Origin of the sequence: Bacillus velezensis (genome assembly GCF_001461825.1) — a bacterium.
GTDB classification, from domain to species: domain Bacteria; phylum Bacillota; class Bacilli; order Bacillales; family Bacillaceae; genus Bacillus; species Bacillus velezensis.
This window is the reverse complement of the sequence record NZ_LLZC01000020.1, coordinates 215,598-232,407: the sequence shown is the minus strand read 5'-3', so window position 1 is coordinate 232,407 and position 16,810 is coordinate 215,598. Positions and strand designations below refer to the sequence as shown.

General features: G+C 48.3%; 14 protein-coding genes. 12 read left to right on the top strand and 2 right to left on the bottom strand.

Annotated elements, in window-relative coordinates:
* The first annotated feature begins 100 nt into the window (after positions 1-100).
* The 4 genes from AR442_RS16210 (at position 101) to AR442_RS16195 (ending at position 4,335) form a co-directional block, all read left to right on the top strand.
* Positions 101-529 carry a YwiB family protein gene (locus AR442_RS16210; RefSeq protein WP_014419128.1) on the top strand — a complete coding sequence of 143 codons (429 nt, stop codon included), beginning with the start codon at positions 101-103 and terminating at the stop codon, positions 527-529.
* A complete protein-coding gene (argS, locus tag AR442_RS16205; protein WP_014419127.1) occupies positions 526-2,196 on the top strand; it encodes an arginine--tRNA ligase in 1,671 nt (556 codons plus the stop codon). Before AR442_RS16210 ends, argS begins: the two co-directional genes overlap by 4 nt.
* Before the next feature lie 134 nt (positions 2,197-2,330).
* Positions 2,331-3,521, top strand: coding sequence for a nitrate transporter NarK (gene narK / locus AR442_RS16200; RefSeq protein WP_007407632.1), 1,191 nt, complete (start codon positions 2,331-2,333; stop codon positions 3,519-3,521).
* 97 nt (positions 3,522-3,618) lie between these two features.
* Complete coding sequence (locus tag AR442_RS16195) at positions 3,619-4,335, top strand: fumarate/nitrate reduction transcriptional regulator Fnr (RefSeq protein WP_014419126.1); 717 nt, start codon at positions 3,619-3,621, stop codon at positions 4,333-4,335.
* A gap of 30 nt (positions 4,336-4,365) precedes the next feature.
* On the opposite strand, the gene AR442_RS16190 is transcribed toward AR442_RS16195, so the two are convergent.
* Positions 4,366-5,085, bottom strand: coding sequence for a YwiC-like family protein (locus AR442_RS16190; RefSeq protein WP_014419125.1), 720 nt, complete (start codon positions 5,083-5,085; stop codon positions 4,366-4,368).
* A gap of 142 nt (positions 5,086-5,227) precedes the next feature.
* Between AR442_RS16190 and AR442_RS16185 the strand changes: the two genes are divergently transcribed.
* The 8 genes from AR442_RS16185 (at position 5,228) to AR442_RS16150 (ending at position 16,447) form a co-directional block, all read left to right on the top strand.
* Entirely contained in the window at positions 5,228-5,704 is a 477-nt protein-coding gene (locus AR442_RS16185; RefSeq protein WP_007407629.1) for a cyclic nucleotide-binding domain-containing protein, read from the top strand.
* A gap of 177 nt (positions 5,705-5,881) precedes the next feature.
* Complete coding sequence (locus AR442_RS16180; protein ID WP_014419124.1) at positions 5,882-9,568, top strand: nitrate reductase subunit alpha; 3,687 nt, start codon at positions 5,882-5,884, stop codon at positions 9,566-9,568.
* Positions 9,558-11,021 (top strand): nitrate reductase subunit beta, encoded by a 1,464-nt coding sequence (narH, locus tag AR442_RS16175; RefSeq protein ID WP_014419123.1) that lies wholly within the window; start codon positions 9,558-9,560, stop codon positions 11,019-11,021. Before AR442_RS16180 ends, narH begins: the two co-directional genes overlap by 11 nt.
* A gap of 25 nt (positions 11,022-11,046) precedes the next feature.
* The gene (gene narJ, locus AR442_RS16170; RefSeq protein ID WP_014419122.1) at positions 11,047-11,604 is read left to right on the top strand and encodes a nitrate reductase molybdenum cofactor assembly chaperone; all 558 of its coding nucleotides are present in this window, start codon (positions 11,047-11,049) and stop codon (positions 11,602-11,604) included.
* Positions 11,601-12,272: a respiratory nitrate reductase subunit gamma gene (gene narI, locus AR442_RS16165; RefSeq protein ID WP_014419121.1), complete on the top strand. Its 672-nt coding sequence runs from the start codon at positions 11,601-11,603 to the stop codon at positions 12,270-12,272. Before narJ ends, narI begins: the two co-directional genes overlap by 4 nt.
* Positions 12,273-12,411: 139 nt before the next feature.
* Entirely contained in the window at positions 12,412-13,041 is a 630-nt protein-coding gene (locus AR442_RS16160) for a YitT family protein (RefSeq protein WP_014419120.1), read from the top strand.
* Positions 13,042-13,136: 95 nt separating this feature from the next.
* Positions 13,137-14,639 carry a cardiolipin synthase gene (gene cls / locus AR442_RS16155; RefSeq protein WP_014419119.1) on the top strand — a complete coding sequence of 501 codons (1,503 nt, stop codon included), beginning with the start codon at positions 13,137-13,139 and terminating at the stop codon, positions 14,637-14,639.
* Positions 14,640-14,719: 80 nt separating this feature from the next.
* Positions 14,720-16,447, top strand: a complete 1,728-nt coding sequence (locus AR442_RS16150) for an ABC transporter ATP-binding protein (RefSeq protein WP_014419118.1) — start codon at positions 14,720-14,722, stop codon at positions 16,445-16,447.
* A gap of 66 nt (positions 16,448-16,513) precedes the next feature.
* Here the strand turns inward: AR442_RS16150 and AR442_RS16145 are convergent, their stop codons facing one another.
* Positions 16,514-16,786: a hypothetical protein gene (locus AR442_RS16145; protein WP_003151087.1), complete on the bottom strand. Its 273-nt coding sequence runs from the start codon at positions 16,784-16,786 to the stop codon at positions 16,514-16,516.
* Positions 16,787-16,810: the final 24 nt, after the last annotated feature.

Below are 16,810 nucleotides of genomic sequence, written 5' to 3'. Positions count from 1 at the left end.
AATCAGCAAAGATGGTAAGATAGGAGGAAGCGGTTGAACTTTTTCCCTTGAAAACTTATACTATTCAGGTTAAGCGGGATGATGAAAAGGAAGTGTCAGCATGAGACAGGAGACACCAGTAGCCATTCATGTGCAATCATTCATACACAACGGCTCAGAAGAAGAGTCGGTTGAATTTACATCGAGTGGATTCTATTACGTGAGAAACGGCAAAACGTATCTTTCCTATCACGAAGAGCATGATTTGGGCAAGATTAAAACGGTCGTCAAGATTACAGAAAAAGAGATTCTCGTGATGAGATCGGGCGCCATCCAAATGAAACAGCGGTTCATTCCGGGGGCATCGACACTCACTCAATATAAACTGCCGTTCGGACAAATGGAGCTCCGTACGGAAACAAAAAACATACAAGCTGATGTCGGCGGTTCGGAAGGCTCCGTCAAAATGACATATAACATGACTGTAGGCGAAAACCAAGAACATGTACATAACATGACGATCCAATATAAGGAGGAAACAAAGGCATGAATATTGCGGAACAGATGAAGGACGTGCTGAAGGAAGAGATCAAAGCGGCCGTTCTGAAAGCGGGCCTGGCGGAAGAAAGCCAGATTCCAAGCGTACTGTTAGAAACGCCGAAAGAAAAAACACACGGTGATTATTCCACAAATATGGCGATGCAGCTGGCGAGAATCGCAAAAAAAGCGCCGCGACAAATCGCTGAGGAGATCGTGGCGTCATTTGATAAAGGCAAAGCTTCCATTGAAAAGATGGATATTGCGGGGCCCGGCTTTATCAACTTTTACATGAACAACAGCTACTTAACAAAACTGATTCCGTCCGTGCTTGAAGCGGGTGAACATTACGGAGAGACAAACATCGGGCAAGGCGAAAAGATTCAGGTCGAATTCGTATCAGCCAACCCGACGGGAGATCTTCACTTAGGCCATGCGCGCGGCGCGGCGGTAGGTGACGCGCTGTGCAGCGTGCTTTCTAAAGCGGGCTATGATGTGAGCCGCGAATACTATATTAATGATGCGGGCAATCAGATTAACAACCTGGCGCTTTCCGTTGAAGTCCGTTATTTTGAAGCGCTCGGTCTCGAGAAACCGATGCCGGAAGACGGCTACCGCGGCGAGGATATTATCGCCATCGGGAAAAAGCTTGCCGAAGATTTCGGAGACCGTTTCGTACATGAAGAGGAGAGCGAACGTCAGGCGTTTTTCCGTGAATACGGCTTAAAGTACGAGCTTGATAAACTTCGCTCCGACCTGGAAAATTTCCGCGTGCCGTTTGACGTATGGTATTCTGAAACGTCACTGTACGAAAACGGAAAAATTGATCAGGCGCTCGAGGCGCTTCGCGAAAAGGGCCATGTATACGAAGAGGACGGCGCGACATGGTTCCGCTCCACAACGTTCGGCGACGATAAAGACCGTGTGCTGATCAAAAAAGACGGCTCATACACTTATTTGCTGCCGGATATCGCATACCATAAAGACAAACTTGACCGCGGATTCGACAAGCTCATCAATGTATGGGGCGCGGATCACCACGGGTATATTCCGCGTATGAAAGCGGCAATTGAAGCGCTCGGTTACAAGAAAGGCACATTGGAAGTTGAGATCATTCAGCTCGTTCATTTATACAAAAACGGCGAAAAAATGAAGATGAGCAAACGTACGGGGAAAGCCGTAACGATGCGCGATCTGATTGAAGAGGTCGGCCTTGACGCGGTCCGTTATTTCTTCGCGATGCGCAGTGCTGATACGCACATGGATTTTGACTTGGATCTTGCCGTATCCACATCTAACGAAAACCCTGTGTATTATGCGCAATACGCACATGCACGTATTTGCAGCATGCTTCGCCAAGGGGAAGAGCAGGGACTTAAACCGGCGGCAGATCTTGATTTCAGCCATATTCAATCAGAAAAAGAATATGACCTGCTGAAAACGATCGGCGGCTTCCCTGAGGCAGTGGCAGAAGCGGCGGAAAAACGCATTCCTCACCGTGTCACAAACTATATTTATGATCTGGCTTCCGCTCTGCACAGCTTCTACAATGCGGAGAAAGTCATCGATCCGGAAAATAAAGAGAAGAGCCGCGCGCGTCTCGCTTTAATGAAGGCCACGCAAATTACGCTGAACAATGCGCTTCAGCTGATCGGCGTATCCGCTCCGGAAAAAATGTAATGATGATCAAAGGACAAAGTCTTCGGGCTTTGTTCTTTTTTTTGTATATAAAGCCTGTGATGTAATTCACAATCCTGCACACTGAGTTTTTGTATGATAAGACTGATATTGAATCAGTGAAAGGGGCAAGCCGAATGATCAATCGTCAACATATTCAATTATCGTTGCAGTCATTAAGCTTAGTGGCAGGGTTTATGGTGTGGGTGCTGATTTCATCGCTCATTTCTCAAATGACATCAGATATTCATTTAAGCAAAGGCGAGATTTCATTGGTGACGGCGATTCCCGTTATTCTCGGATCGCTTCTCCGTATTCCTTTAGGATATTTAACGAACAGGTATGGCGCGCGGCTGATGTTTATGATCAGCTTCATCCTGCTTTTGTTTCCTGTATTTTGGATCAGTATCGCGGATTCTTTATTTGATTTAATCGCGGGCGGCTTTTTCTTAGGGATCGGAGGAGCGGTATTCTCCATCGGAGTGACGTCCCTCCCGAAATATTATCCGAAAGAAAAGCACGGTGTCGTCAATGGGATTTACGGTGCCGGAAACATCGGGACCGCCGTTACTACCTTTGCGGCGCCGGTTATCGCTCAAGCCGCGGGATGGAAAGCAACCGTGCAGATGTATCTTGTTTTGCTCGCTGTTTTCGCATTACTGCACGTTTTGTTCGGCGACCGGCATGAGAAGAAAGTCAAAGTTTCCATAAAGACACAAATGAAAGCCGTTTACCGAAATCATGTGCTGTGGATGTTGAGCCTGTTTTATTTTATTACGTTCGGCGCCTTTGTCGCCTTTACCATCTATCTTCCGAATTTTTTGGTTGAGCATTTTGGGCTGAGCCCTGCGGACGCCGGTTTACGGACGGCCGGCTTTATTGCGGTCTCTACACTGCTCAGGCCTGTGGGAGGGTTTCTTGCAGATAAATTGAGTCCGCTCCGTATTCTGATGTTCGTTTTCGCAGGGCTTACGCTGTCAGGCGTCATGCTGTCATTCTCCCCGACGATCGGCCTTTATGCGTTTGGATCGCTGACAGTGGCAGTCTGCTCAGGGATTGGAAACGGGACGGTATTTAAACTGGTGCCTTTCTACTTTTCGAAGCAAGCGGGGATTGCCAACGGTATTGTGTCAGCTATGGGCGGACTGGGCGGTTTTTTCCCTCCGCTGATTCTGGCAAGTGTATTTCAGGCAACAGGCCAATACGCGATCGGGTTTATGGCGCTTTCAGAGGTCGCGTTAGCCAGCTTTGTTCTTGTGATCTGGATGTATTGGCAGGAAAGAATGAAAACACATACGGAGAGAAACAGTCAGAGCCTCAATTCATAATGATCCATTCACAAGATTGTTAGTTTTTTCTGGGTGAGTGCAAATCAAGTCACGTTACAATATACATACGCAACGTGACTTTCTTCGAGGTGAGCTCATGAATATTCTCTCTGTCCGAAAATCTGATAAAGAACTTCTTTCCCGCGAACTGCATGAATTGCTGGAATCGATCAGTACGAAAAGGAAAATGAAAAAACACACTTATTTGTTTCAAGAAGGAATGGATGCAAAAGAGCTTTATCTGATTCAATCAGGACTCATTGAAATCGGCAAGCTGACGTCTGACGGAAAAGACCTGACGCTTAGAATCTGCCAAAAACACGATATTGTCGGGGAATTGACGCTATTCACAGATGAGCCGAGATATATGCTAAGTGCGAAAGTGTTAGAGGATGGCGAGGTGCTCGTCATTAATAAAAACAAGCTGGAAAAGGAATTGATCCAAAACGGTGTTTTGACGTTTGAATTTATGAAATGGATGAGCACCCATCTTCGAAAAATCCAGTCCAAGATCAGGGACCTGCTTCTTCACGGCAAAAAGGGGGCGCTCTATTCCACCCTTATCCGCTTATCAAACAGCTACGGGGTGGAACGAAGCGACGGGATTCTGATTAACATTGTGCTGACAAATCAGGATTTGGCTAAGTTTTGCGCGGCGGCAAGGGAGAGCGTCAACCGCATGCTGGGAGACCTCCGCAAACAAGGGGTTATATCGATAGACGAAACCGGAAAAATTATTTTGCACAAGCGGGACTATTTACGATGCGAGATCGAGTGTGAAAATTGTCCGCTTGAGATCTGCAATATTGACTGAAAAAACAAGGGCAGCCGGTGTCCTTGTTTTTCAGCTTGTGATACATACACACATGACGGCGAAAAAGAAGCCGGCATTTACGATTTCCAGAATGCCGATCGTTTTCACGGGCCAGTCTCTTCCGTGAAAAAACCAGGCCCGCAGACTGCTTGGGATAAAAGCGAGAAACGCCCAGCCTGCCCCGAGAAGAGCCGATAAAAAGGGGAGCAAGAGGTGATATCCCCACGACCAGTATGCAAAGGTTCTGTTTTTTCTCTCCCGTATGACCGATTTCACATAAAAAGAACTCCCGATAAAAAATAAAGCAGACTGCAAGAATAGAAACCAAGCCCAGCCGTCAAGGGTTCCCGTTCCCAGCCAGCAGCTCGCAAGCCCGCCTGAACAAAAGAACAGAACACCCGCAATATCATTCGTGAGCGCCCGTTCGTTTTTTCGGCGGGCATAATGCGTATGTATGAGAAACAGCGGCAATAAAAAAACGCCGATCCAGACGAGCTGCGGCTTATGAAAGACAGAAATGATCAAAAAGCAGCAGGCCGGAAAACCGTAATACCATATCCACTTTTGATAGGGCTGAAGCTGTTTCTTTTTCAAAGCGAGCGAAACGGGATAAACCGTCAAGTAAAGGAACAGCCAGCCCAAAAAAAGCGGAATATGCCAGAAAACCGGGCCTCCCTTGACCATGCCGAGTAAAAATGGAATCAGCAGCATCGCCCATGCGCCGTGCTGCTTCGGAATCATCGCCTTCATCGAACCCCCCCTTTTTATTTCATTATAAGTGCAAACACTCTCCTGATAAGTGACTTTTATCATACAAGCTGTGAAATACATCACTGCCGTGCAGGCTCAATCGGGCTACACTAAAGCTATCCTTAGCACAGGAGGCTTTCCTATGAATCAGTGTGACTATTTATTATTTCTGAAACAACTTCCTATGTTTAATGAAGTGCCTCTGTCCATTGTCGAAACCTTGCTGAAAAACGGGACGTTTATCCGCGGCTCATCTGACCAATCTCCATCCTTTCTTCATTCACAATCCGTTTATATTGTATTAAAAGGCAATATCCGTTTTACGGACAGCAGGCTCCCTGAAGGGTCGCAAACCGTTGCGCTGTGGGAAAAAGGCGATGTGTTTCCGATTGATGAAAAAGGCGGGCTCTCTTTATCGCCTTTTATCTCAGTCAATGCCTCACCGGATATTCTGGTACTCCATATTCCATATTCCGTATTTAAGCAAATGATGTCTTACCATCCGCGGCTGCAAATGAACTTTTTGGCGATGCTTCAGCAAAATGTCTTCTGTTCCTATCAGTTGTTTTTGCGGTATCTGCATACATCACGGGATGAAAACGCCGAACCCGGTTCTTAAACAGAACCGGTTTTTTTGATGACGCCGGGCGTCCCCATATCGTTTGAAAATCCTTCCTGCTGCTCTGTGTGAACGTTTTGTGAAAAAAGCAGAGTGTGTGACATAGTTCACAAGGTGATGCGCCGTCTCTGTTTATAGTGTACATAGCATCACCTGACTCGGAAGGAGTGAACGATCATGAAGAAAAAGAAAATGAGTCCGTTGCTCAGGAGATTAAACTATTTTTCTCCTATCGAACATCATTCAAATAACCATAGCCAAACGACAAGCGAAGATCGTGATTGGGAGAATGTATATAGAAACAGATGGCAGTACGACAAAGTCGTTCGCTCCACCCACGGCGTCAACTGTACGGGTTCTTGCAGCTGGAATATTTATGTGAAAAACGGAATTGTCACGTGGGAAGGACAAAACTTGAATTATCCATCAACAGGCCCTGATATGCCTGATTTCGAACCGAGAGGCTGTCCGCGGGGGGCCAGTTTTTCTTGGTACATCTACAGCCCGCTCCGTGTGAAATATCCATATGTGCGCGGTGTGCTGATCAATTTGTGGCGGGAAGCATTGCAGGCGCATCAAAATCCGCTGGATGCCTGGAAATCGATCGTTGAAAACCCTGAAAAAGCGAAGTCCTATAAACAGGCAAGAGGGAAAGGCGGTTTTGTCCGCGCGGAATGGCCGGAGGTGCTGAAGCTGATTTCAGCCTCTCTGCTGTATACGGTGATGAAATACGGGCCTGACCGGAATGTCGGTTTTTCCCCGATCCCGGCGATGTCCATGATCAGCCATGCGTCAGGCTCGCGATTCATGTCTTTAATCGGCGGCCCAATGCTCAGTTTTTATGACTGGTATGCGGATCTTCCGCCGGCGTCCCCGCAAATTTGGGGCGACCAGACGGACGTTCCGGAGAGCAGTGATTGGTACAATTCAGGCTATATCATCACATGGGGCTCCAACGTTCCGTTAACGAGAACGCCTGATGCGCATTTTCTGGCGGAAGCCCGCTATAAAGGCGCCAAGGTCATTTCAATCAGCCCGGATTTTGCGGAATCCTCAAAGTTCGCAGATGACTGGCTGAGTATCCGCCAAGGGACTGACGGGGCGCTTGCGATGGCGATGGGTCACGTCATTTTGCAGGAATTTTACGTGAACCAAGAAACTGAACGTTTTATTGAGTACGCGAAGCAATACACCGATTTTCCATTCTTCGTCACTCTGTCAAAAGAGAACGGCGTGTATACAGCCGGGCGGTTTCTGCATGCGAAAGACATCGGGCGGCAGACAAAAAATGATCAGTGGAAGCCGGCGGTCTGGAATGAACAGACAGGTGCGTTTGCCATACCGCAAGGCACAATGGGCTCCCGCTGGGACGGGCAGCAGAAATGGAATCTGCATATGATCGACGAAGACACCGGGGAACCGATTGAACCGCGTCTCTCCGTGCTCGGAATAGAGGACGAAATCGGCATGGTGCGCATTCCGTATTTTTCAAATGACGGAAACAAAGTGCTTGAGCGGAATCTTCCTATTAAAAAATTGGATCTGAATGGTGAAGAAACGTACGTCACGACCGTGTTTGACTTGATATTGGCCAACTACGGCGTGAACCGGGGCATCGGCAGACAATCAGCCGCATCCTACGATGATCCCCGTCCGTTCACACCTGCCTGGCAGGAACAGATCACGGGAATTAAAAGAGAAGCCGTTATACAGATTGCCAGGGAGTTTGCCCAAAATGCGATCGATACAGACGGCAGATCCATGATTATCGTAGGGGCGGGGATCAACCACTGGTTCAACTCCGACACGATTTACCGTGCGGTGTTAAATCTTGTTTTACTTGTAGGCGCCCAAGGCGTAAACGGCGGAGGCTGGGCCCATTACGTGGGGCAGGAAAAGCTCCGTCCGGCTGAAGGGTGGCAGACGATTGCAACCGCAAAGGACTGGGAAGGCGTGCCTAAACTGCAAAACGGCACCTCATTTTTCTACTTTGCGACAGATCAGTGGCGTTATGAGGACCAGCCGATCAGTGATTTGGCATCACCGATTGCTGTGTCATCCCGCTACAAGCATCACGCCGATTACAATGTGCTGGCGGCGCGATTAGGGTGGCTTCCGTCTTACCCGACATTCAATCAAAACGGCATTGATCTGTACAAAGAAGCTGAGAAGGCGGGGGCGGCGACACCTGAAGACGTAGGTGCGTACGTGGCCTCACGGCTTCAAGAGAAAAAACTGAAATTCGCGATTGAAGACCCTGACAATGAAGTGAATTTCCCAAGAAATCTCTTCGTATGGCGGGCAAATCTGATCTCAAGCTCAGGAAAAGGGCATGAATACTTTCTCAAGCATCTGCTGGGGACGACGAACGGTTTGATGAATGACGACAGCGACAGCATCCGCCCTGAAGAAATCAAATGGCGGGAGCAGGCACCGGAAGGCAAGCTCGACTTGTTAATCAATCTCGACTTTCGAATGGCGGGTACGGCGCTGTATTCCGATATCGTGCTGCCGGCGGCGACATGGTATGAAAAACACGATCTCAGCAGCACGGATATGCACCCGTTCATTCATCCTTTCGCTCCGGCCATCTCGGCGCCGTGGGAATCGAGGTCAGACTGGGATATTTTTAAGGCACTGTCAAAAGCCGTTTCCGATCTGGCGGAAGAAGTCGAGATGGAGCCGGTGAAAGAAGTGGTTGCGACGCCGCTCCTCCATGACACGATGCAGGAATTGGCCCAGCCGTTCGGCAAAATCAATGACTGGAGCAAAGGCGAATGTGAAGCCATTCCGGGAAAAACGATGCCGAACATCCAAGTCGTTGAACGGGATTACAAACACATTTTTCATAAAATGACCGCGCTCGGCCCTCATACGGCTTTAAAACCGAGCGGAACAAAAGGGATGAGCTGGTCGATTGCGGATGAATATGAATCACTCAAACAGAGACTGGGAGAAACCGATTCAAACAGCGTTGCCAAAGGATGCCCGAATATAAGTGAAGCGAAGCAGGCGGCGGAAGCGATTTTAACCCTGTCGTCCACCTCAAATGGAAAAGTCGCCGTGAAAGCATGGGAATCGCTTGAACACATCACAAACCTGAAGCTGAAAGACCTGGCGGAAGAGCGCGAGGAAGAATGCTTTACGTTCGAGCAAATTACAGCTCAGCCGAAAACGGTCATCACATCTCCGGCGTTTACCGGCTCAGAAAAAGGCGGGCGCAGGTATTCGCCGTTTACGACGAATGTGGAGAAATTAATCCCGTGGCGAACGCTGACCGGCAGACAATCCTATTATGTCGATCATGAACTGATGATGGAATTCGGTGAAACGATGGCGACATTTAAACCGATCCTCCAGCACCGCCCGTTTCTAAGCAAGCGGCCTGATCAAGAGGGAAAAGAGATCGTCCTTAATTATTTGACGCCGCATAATAAATGGTCCGTCCACAGCATGTATTTTGATTCCCTGCCGATGCTGACGCTGTTCCGCGGCGGGCCGACCGTATGGATGAATAAAGATGATGCAGAGGATACGGATATCAAAGACAACGATTGGATTGAATGCTTCAACCGAAATGGCGTAGTCGTCGCGAGAGCCGTTTTGTCTCATCGGATTCCTAAAGGAATGGCGTTTATGCACCATGCCCAGGACCGCCACATCAACGTGCCAGGAACAAAGCTGACGAATAACCGCGGAGGCACCCATAACAGCCCGACAAGGATTCACGTCAAGCCGACACAGATGATCGGGGGCTACGCCCAGCTCAGCTACGGCTTTAACTATTACGGCCCAACGGGGAATCAGCGCGACCTGAATGTCGTCATCCGCAAGCTGAAGGAGGTCGATTGGCTTGAAGATTAAAGCGCAAATCGGTATGGTCATGAACTTGGATAAATGCATCGGCTGCCACACGTGCAGCGTCACCTGTAAAAACACGTGGACAAACCGTACCGGTGCGGAATATATGTACTTCAATAATGTAGAAACAAAGCCGGGCATCGGCTACCCGAAGCAATGGGAGGACCAGGACAAATATAAAGGCGGCTGGACATTGAAAAAAGGAAAGCTCGAGCTGAAATCCGGCCCGAAAACAAACCGGCTTGCAGGCCTTTTCTATAACCCGAACCAGCCGACGATTGATGACTACTATGAACCTTGGAACTATGATTATGAAACATTAACAAACAGCCCGCAGAAAAAACACCAGCCGGTGGCGCGCCCGAAATCGTCCTTAACGGGGGATTTCATGAATATCGAATGGGGCCCGAACTGGGAGGATGATCTCGCGGGCGGGCATATTACGGGTCTTGAAGATCCAAACGTGCAAAAGATGGAGGAATCGATCAAAACAGAATTCGATGAGGTCTTTATGATGTATCTGCCGCGTATTTGCGAGCACTGCATCAACCCGGCGTGCGTGTCATCCTGTCCGTCCGGCGCCATGTACAAACGCGAGGAGGACGGCATTGTGCTTGTGGATCAAAACGCATGCCGTTCATGGAGATATTGCGTCTCATCCTGTCCTTATAAAAAAGTCTATTTTAACTGGCAAACGAATAAAGCGGAAAAATGCACACTCTGCTTTCCACGCTTGGAGGCGGGGCTGCCGACTATTTGCTCTGAAACGTGTGTCGGCAGAATCCGCTATCTCGGCGTCATGCTGTATGACGCGGACAAAGTGGAGGAAGCGGCCTCTGTTGAAAATGAAAAGGATCTCTACCATTCCCAACTGGACGTTTTTCTTGATCCGAATGATCCTGAGATTGCCAAATTGGCAAAAGAACAAGGCATCCCGGCTGAATGGATAGAGGCCGCGCAGCAATCGCCGATCTATAAAATGATCATTGACTGGAAGATTGCGCTGCCGCTTCATCCTGAGTACCGCACACTGCCAATGGTGTGGTACATTCCGCCGCTCAGCCCGATTATGAATCTCTTTGAAGGAAAAGGCAGTCGGCAAACGGCGGAAGATATTTTTCCGGCTATCGACCAAATGAGAATTCCGATTGACTATTTGGCGCAGCTATTAACGGCGGGGGATACGGATCATATTCGGTCCACGTTAAAGAAAATGTCTGTCATGCGCCAGTATATGAGGGCGGTGCAGACGAATAAATCCATCGACCCGGCATTGATCTCCAGTGTCGGTTTAACAGAACAGCAAATTGAAGACATGTATCGGCTGCTGGCGATCGCCAAATATGATGACCGCTTTGTGATCCCGAGCAGCCATCGAGAAGAAGTGTCAGATTTATATGCTGAACAAGGGAGCTGCGGCTTATCATTTTCAGGCGGCCCCGGCTCCTGTTTCTAACTTTTGATAAATGAGGTGTAACAAGATGAACACCACAGACCGGCAAATGACGTTCTCCGCTCTTTCCACTCTTCTCTCTTATCCGGATGAAGAGTGGAGAGCCGAGATTCCCGATTGGAAGGCTCTTATCCATGACATCACCAATCAGCAAATCCGGGAGAAATTGCTGCACTTTTTAGAGGCGGCAGCCGGCTTTTCTCCGGAAGCGCTGATTGAACACTATGTGTATACGTTCGATTTCGGGAAAAAAACGAATATGTACGTCACCTACTTTAACTCAGGCGAGCAGAGAGAGCGCGGCATCGAATTGCTGCATTTAAAAAACACCTACCAGCAATCCGGTTTCCTGCCGACAGATAAAGAACTGCCAGATTACCTGCCGCTGATGCTGGAATTCGCCGCGGTTGCGGAGATTGAAGCGGCGAGAAGCGTGTTTGAAAAATACCTGTCCAATGTGAGAGAGCTGGCTTCCCGCCTCGAAAAAAATGACAGCATCTATGCTGAGCTGCTGCACGTGCTGCAGGCCGCGCTGGAAAACATCGGTGTGCGTGAAAGCATTGAAGAAGGGGCTGTTCAGAGATGAGCGGGCAGATCCTGTGGGGCGTTATGCCATACATTGTATTGACGATCTTTATCGGCGGGCATATTTACCGCTATCAGCATGACCAATTCGGCTGGACGGCGAAATCAAGCGAGCTGTTAGAAAAGAAAAAACTCGCCGCTGGCAGCACACTTTTTCACTGGGGCTTACTATGCGTTGTCGGCGGACATGTCATGGGAATTTTGATCCCTGAAGGCGTGTATGCTTCTCTTGGCATTTCCGAGCATATGTATCACAAAATGGCGATTGATGCAGGCCTGCCGGCGGGGATTGCGGCATGTACCGGACTTGTCATCCTGACGTACAGACGGCTGTTTGACAAAAGAATCCGCAAAACCAGCTCGCCATCGGATATCCTTACGCTCATCCTGCTGCTTTTCATGATGCTGTCGGGTGTTGCGGCCACGTTCCTCAACATTGACTCGAAAGGATTTGATTACAGGGCAACAGTCGGGCCGTGGTTCAGGGAAATTGTTTTGTTCCGGCCTGACGCTTCTTTGATGGAGAGTGTCCCGCTATGGTTTAAGTGTCATATCATCATAGGGTACGTCGTTTTTATCCTCTGGCCGTTTACAAGATTGGTTCACGTGTTCAGCCTGCCCCTCAAGTATTTAACCCGCAGCTATGTTGTCTATCGGAAACGCACGTAAAAATCCCCCCTGCAAGAGGGGGATTTTTTATGGTGAAAAAATAAAAACATAAGATATTTTCTGCCAAGGTAATGGCTGGGCGGCGTGGATTCCTGTTATGTTTTATTTGGAAATAACATCAACAAAAGGAGAGTGAAGAATGAAGCGGATTTTCCTCATTTTAGCCGCCTGTCTGATGACAAGCGCCGGCGTCCTGACACTCAGACATTCCCATGTATTAACCGGCGGCACAGCGGGACTGTCACTAAGCCTGTCATACGTGTTTCATTCCTCGTTTGCGATGATCTTCTTTCTGATCAATATCCCGTTTTATATATTTTCTCTCATCAGAATGGGAATCAAATTCACTCTATCCACCGTTTTTGCAGTCACAGTGCTGACTCTGTTTACCGGTGCGGATCACTGGCTGCCGCCGGTTTCTGTTTCACCGCTTGCCGGGGCGATTTGCGGCGGGGCGCTGATCGGGTTCGGCCTGTCGCTCATGTTTTATCATCAGGCATCGCTCGGCGGCGCCAATATCCTCGCTTTATTTCTGCAAAAGCGCTGCGGATGGAATCCGGGTGCCGTTAATTTCCTCTTCGATTTTGGCGTCGTGCTGGCCGGCATTTTTTCCGTCGGGTTGCTGAAAGGGCTCTTCTCCTTAGTGTCGATAGCGGTCACCGGTCTGATCATCGGCATCTTCAAAAATAAAATCAAAGGCAGCTGCTCCCTCAATCCGACATTGCTTCAAAACATCACACCCGGCCAATCACAGGAAGCGTCATCATAAGCCTTTCCGCTCGTGCGGAGAGGCTTTTTCATATGTTTACAAGCCGGAAAACAGAGGGTATACAGAGATATCGGATCAGATGGGAGAGAGTCGGGATGCTGAAAAGGAGACTGGAATTTTGCTTTTTATATATGATGCTTATCGGAGCATATGTCATATGGTTTTTTCCGGTTTCCAGGCTTGAGTTTTACGGAGGGGTGCTTTGCTATGCAAGCATTATTTTGTTCAGCATCTATTCGTTAATTCTTGAAAACCGCACCTCGCAGCACACGCTGTTATGGATTCATATTCTTGTGTTTTTTCCGATCGCCGGGTACTTATTTTACCTTTTTTCCGGCCAGCTTTATGAAAAAGGCAAGCTGTTCAGGTCGAAACGGACATACAACCGGGAAAAGCTGAGAACGATATTTGATATGGAACAAACTCCCGATCTGACCGGGCTGAAAGGAAATCAGAAGCGTTTCTTTCAATATTCAATCAAAGCGTCCCATATGAATATCAATACAAAAAGCAGGCTGAAGGTGCTTAAAAACGGGGATGAAACATTTCCGGAGCTGTTTGAGGCGCTCCGGGAGGCCGCGTCATTTATACATATTGAGTATTACATGTTCAAATCAGACATGCTCGGGCACAAGATGATGGATATTATGATGGAAAAGGCGCGTCAAGGCGTGGAAGTGCGGTTTTTGTTCGACGCGGCCGGCAGCCTGAAGCTGGCCGGAAAAGATATTAAAAAACTGAAACGCGCGGGCGTGAACATCGTCCCGTTTCTGCCGCTGAAATACGGTTTTTTCAACCAAAAATTCAATTTCAGGAATCACCGCAAGATCGTCATCGTTGACGGGAAAGTCGGTTTTGTCGGCGGGCTGAATGTCGGCAAGGAGTATATCGGCAAAGACCAAGATGTCGGCTTTTGGCGGGACACCCATATGAAAGTCGAAGGAGAAATCGTTCAGACGCTCCACAGCATTTTTATGCTTGATTGGGAATACGTTTCAGATGAGGTGCTGATTGATCAGAAAGCATATACCCGCCCGGTTGCGGCAGAAAGCGGCGGCGTCTATCAAGTCGTTCCGACAGGCCCCGATATGAAGGAGCGGATGAGCGATCTGTATTATGCCATGATAGCGGCGGCCGAATCGTCTGTATGGATCGCGACGCCTTATTTCGTGCCGAATGAGCCGATCCGCACAGCGCTAAAGGAGGCTGCTGCCAGAGGCGTCCGGGTGCGTGTCATGGTGCCGGAAACCAATGACGGATTTTTAACCCAGTACGCGACGAGATCGTATTTCCCCGAGCTTCTTCGCGAAGGAATCGAAGTCTATTCTTATCAAAAAGGCTTTATGCATCAAAAGGTGCTCATCACTGACGGAAACCTCGCCTCTGTCGGGACGGCGAACATGGACATGAGAAGCTTTCAGCTGAACTTTGAAGTCAATGTCTTTTTTACAGATCAAGAAGCGATCAAAGATCTTGAAGCGCATTATCTGGAGGATATGAAGGAGTCTGAAAAAATCAGCCCCGTCCGTTTCTATAAGCGCACATTATGGGAAAGAACGAAGGAATCCTTCGCACGGTTATTTTCCGGCGTTTTATAAAAAACGCTTTTAAAACTCCTTGTGTATAGTATAATTGAGAAATATTGTCATTAAGAAAGAGGCACAAGGAGGACGGAATCGTGCTGCGACAATTTTTTTCTTATTATAAACCGTACAAGAAGCTGTTTTTTCTCGACTTCTTTTCTGCCATCGCCGGCGGATTGATGGAGCTGAGTTTTCCTCTGATCGTCAATTACTTTATCGATACATTGCTCCCGGGGCGGGATTGGAGTCTGATTATTTTGACTTCCGCTGCTTTATTCGGGGTGTACGCCCTCAGCTCGGCGCTTCAGTATGTTGTGACGTATTGGGGCCATATGCTCGGCATTAACATTGAAACCGATATGCGGAAAAAGCTTTTTGACCATCTGCAAAAGCTTTCGTTCAAATTTTACGATAACAACAAAACGGGCAGTTTAATGTCCAAGCTCACCAATGATTTGATGTATATCGGAGAAACCGCCCACCACGGGCCTGAAGACCTGTTTATCGCGATCATGACGATTTTGGGCGCGTTCGGTGTGATGCTGTTCATTAACTGGCAGCTCGCTCTGTTGACCTTTATCATTATGCCGGTCGTCATTTGGCTTGCTTTGTATTTTAATAAAAAAATGACCTCTGCGTTTACAAAACTGAACAAAGACGTCGGAGACTTCAGCGCGAGGGTTGAAAACAATATCGGCGGCATCCGTCTTGTTCAGGCTTTCAGCAATGAAGCGTTTGAAACGCAGCGGTTTGATGTGAACAATCAGCGTTTCCGCAAAACAAAGCTGACGTCTTATAAAATCATGGCGAAAAACGGCTCGATCAGTTACATGCTGACAAGATTCGTCACGCTGTTCGTCCTGTTGTGCGGGACATGGTTCGTGATCCGCGGATCGCTATCTTACGGGGAATTTGTCGCTTTTGTGCTGCTGACGAACGTTCTGTTCCGTCCGATTGATAAAATCAATGCGATTATTGAGATGTATCCGAGAGGCATTGCCGGTTTTAAAAGCTTTATGGAGATACTGAAAACGGAGCCTGATATCAAGGACGCCCCGAACGCGAGACATGTGTCCGGTTTAAAAGGGAATATCCGCTATGAACAGGTGTCGTTCGGTTACGAAGAAAACAGTCCGGTTCTGTCGGGAATCAATTTGTCCATTCATGCCGGGGAGACAGTCGCATTCGTCGGGCCTTCGGGAGCGGGAAAATCAACGCTGACAAGTCTGCTGCCGCGCTTTTATGAGCCGTCTGAAGGCGTGATTTCCATCGACGGCATCGATATTAAGGACATGACGCTGTCATCATTGCGCGGACAAATCGGCGTCGTCCAGCAGGATGTCTTTCTGTTTTCCGGCACATTGCGGGAAAACATTGCTTACGGGCGGCTCGATGCGTCTGAGGAAGAAATCTGGCAGGCCGTCCGCCAGGCGCATTTAGAGGACTTGGTAAACGGGTATCCCGACGGTTTAAACACGGTGATCGGCGAGCGCGGCGTGAAACTGTCAGGCGGGCAGAAGCAGCGGCTTTCCATCGCCAGAATGTTTTTGAAAAACCCGTCGATCTTAATTTTAGACGAGGCTACATCAGCCCTCGATACAGAAACGGAAGCCGCCATTCAAAAATCGCTGCAAGAGCTGTCTGAAGGACGCACAACGCTTGTGATCGCCCATCGGCTGGCTACGATTAAGGATGCGGACCGGATCGTCGTCGTCACGAAAGAAGGCATCGCTGAACAAGGTCATCATAAGGAACTGCTGGAATCCGGCGGCATGTACCAGAGACTTCATCAGGCGCAATTCGGCGAGCTGATACATCAATAAAAGAAAAAGGATAGACAAAAGGGGCCGAGCAGCCTCCTGTCTATCCTTTTTTTATGTAGTCCGTATTTAATGGGCTTCTTTTTGCGCAGGTTCGATGATATGTTTGAAACGGTCAACAAGCTGCACCGCTTTCTTTCCTTCCACTACAATTAAATATTCTTGTTCTTTATGGGCCATTCTGAACGTTTCCAGCTCAATGATATCTTTGATTTTGCACATCGTTTTTTTAGAGTAGATATACAGCTCGTGGCCTCCCGTGTGGCAAAGCTGATAAAGCTGAAGCATGTTTCGTAAAGTGAACTTCTTAGCGGCTATTTTCAAAGATGTAATGTTTTTCATGTATTTTCTCCTCCGTCTGATGGT

Bases quoted from the DNA above. Each gene is read 5' to 3' on its own strand.
- cls (WP_014419119.1), top strand. From the start codon at position 13,137: ATGCTGAAAAGGAGACTGGAATTTTGCTTTTTATATATGATGCTTATC.
- narI (WP_014419121.1), top strand. From the start codon at position 11,601: ATGAGCGGGCAGATCCTGTGGGGCGTTATGCCATACATTGTATTGACG.
- narJ (WP_014419122.1), top strand. From the start codon at position 11,047: ATGAACACCACAGACCGGCAAATGACGTTCTCCGCTCTTTCCACTCTT.
- narK (WP_007407632.1), top strand. From the start codon at position 2,331: ATGATCAATCGTCAACATATTCAATTATCGTTGCAGTCATTAAGCTTA.
- AR442_RS16145 (WP_003151087.1), bottom strand. From the start codon at position 16,786: ATGAAAAACATTACATCTTTGAAAATAGCCGCTAAGAAGTTCACTTTA.
- AR442_RS16180 (WP_014419124.1), top strand. From the start codon at position 5,882: ATGAAGAAAAAGAAAATGAGTCCGTTGCTCAGGAGATTAAACTATTTT.
- AR442_RS16210 (WP_014419128.1), top strand. From the start codon at position 101: ATGAGACAGGAGACACCAGTAGCCATTCATGTGCAATCATTCATACAC.
- AR442_RS16160 (WP_014419120.1), top strand. From the start codon at position 12,412: ATGAAGCGGATTTTCCTCATTTTAGCCGCCTGTCTGATGACAAGCGCC.
- AR442_RS16190 (WP_014419125.1), bottom strand. From the start codon at position 5,085: ATGAAGGCGATGATTCCGAAGCAGCACGGCGCATGGGCGATGCTGCTG.
- AR442_RS16195 (WP_014419126.1), top strand. From the start codon at position 3,619: ATGAATATTCTCTCTGTCCGAAAATCTGATAAAGAACTTCTTTCCCGC.
- argS (WP_014419127.1), top strand. From the start codon at position 526: ATGAATATTGCGGAACAGATGAAGGACGTGCTGAAGGAAGAGATCAAA.
- AR442_RS16185 (WP_007407629.1), top strand. From the start codon at position 5,228: ATGAATCAGTGTGACTATTTATTATTTCTGAAACAACTTCCTATGTTT.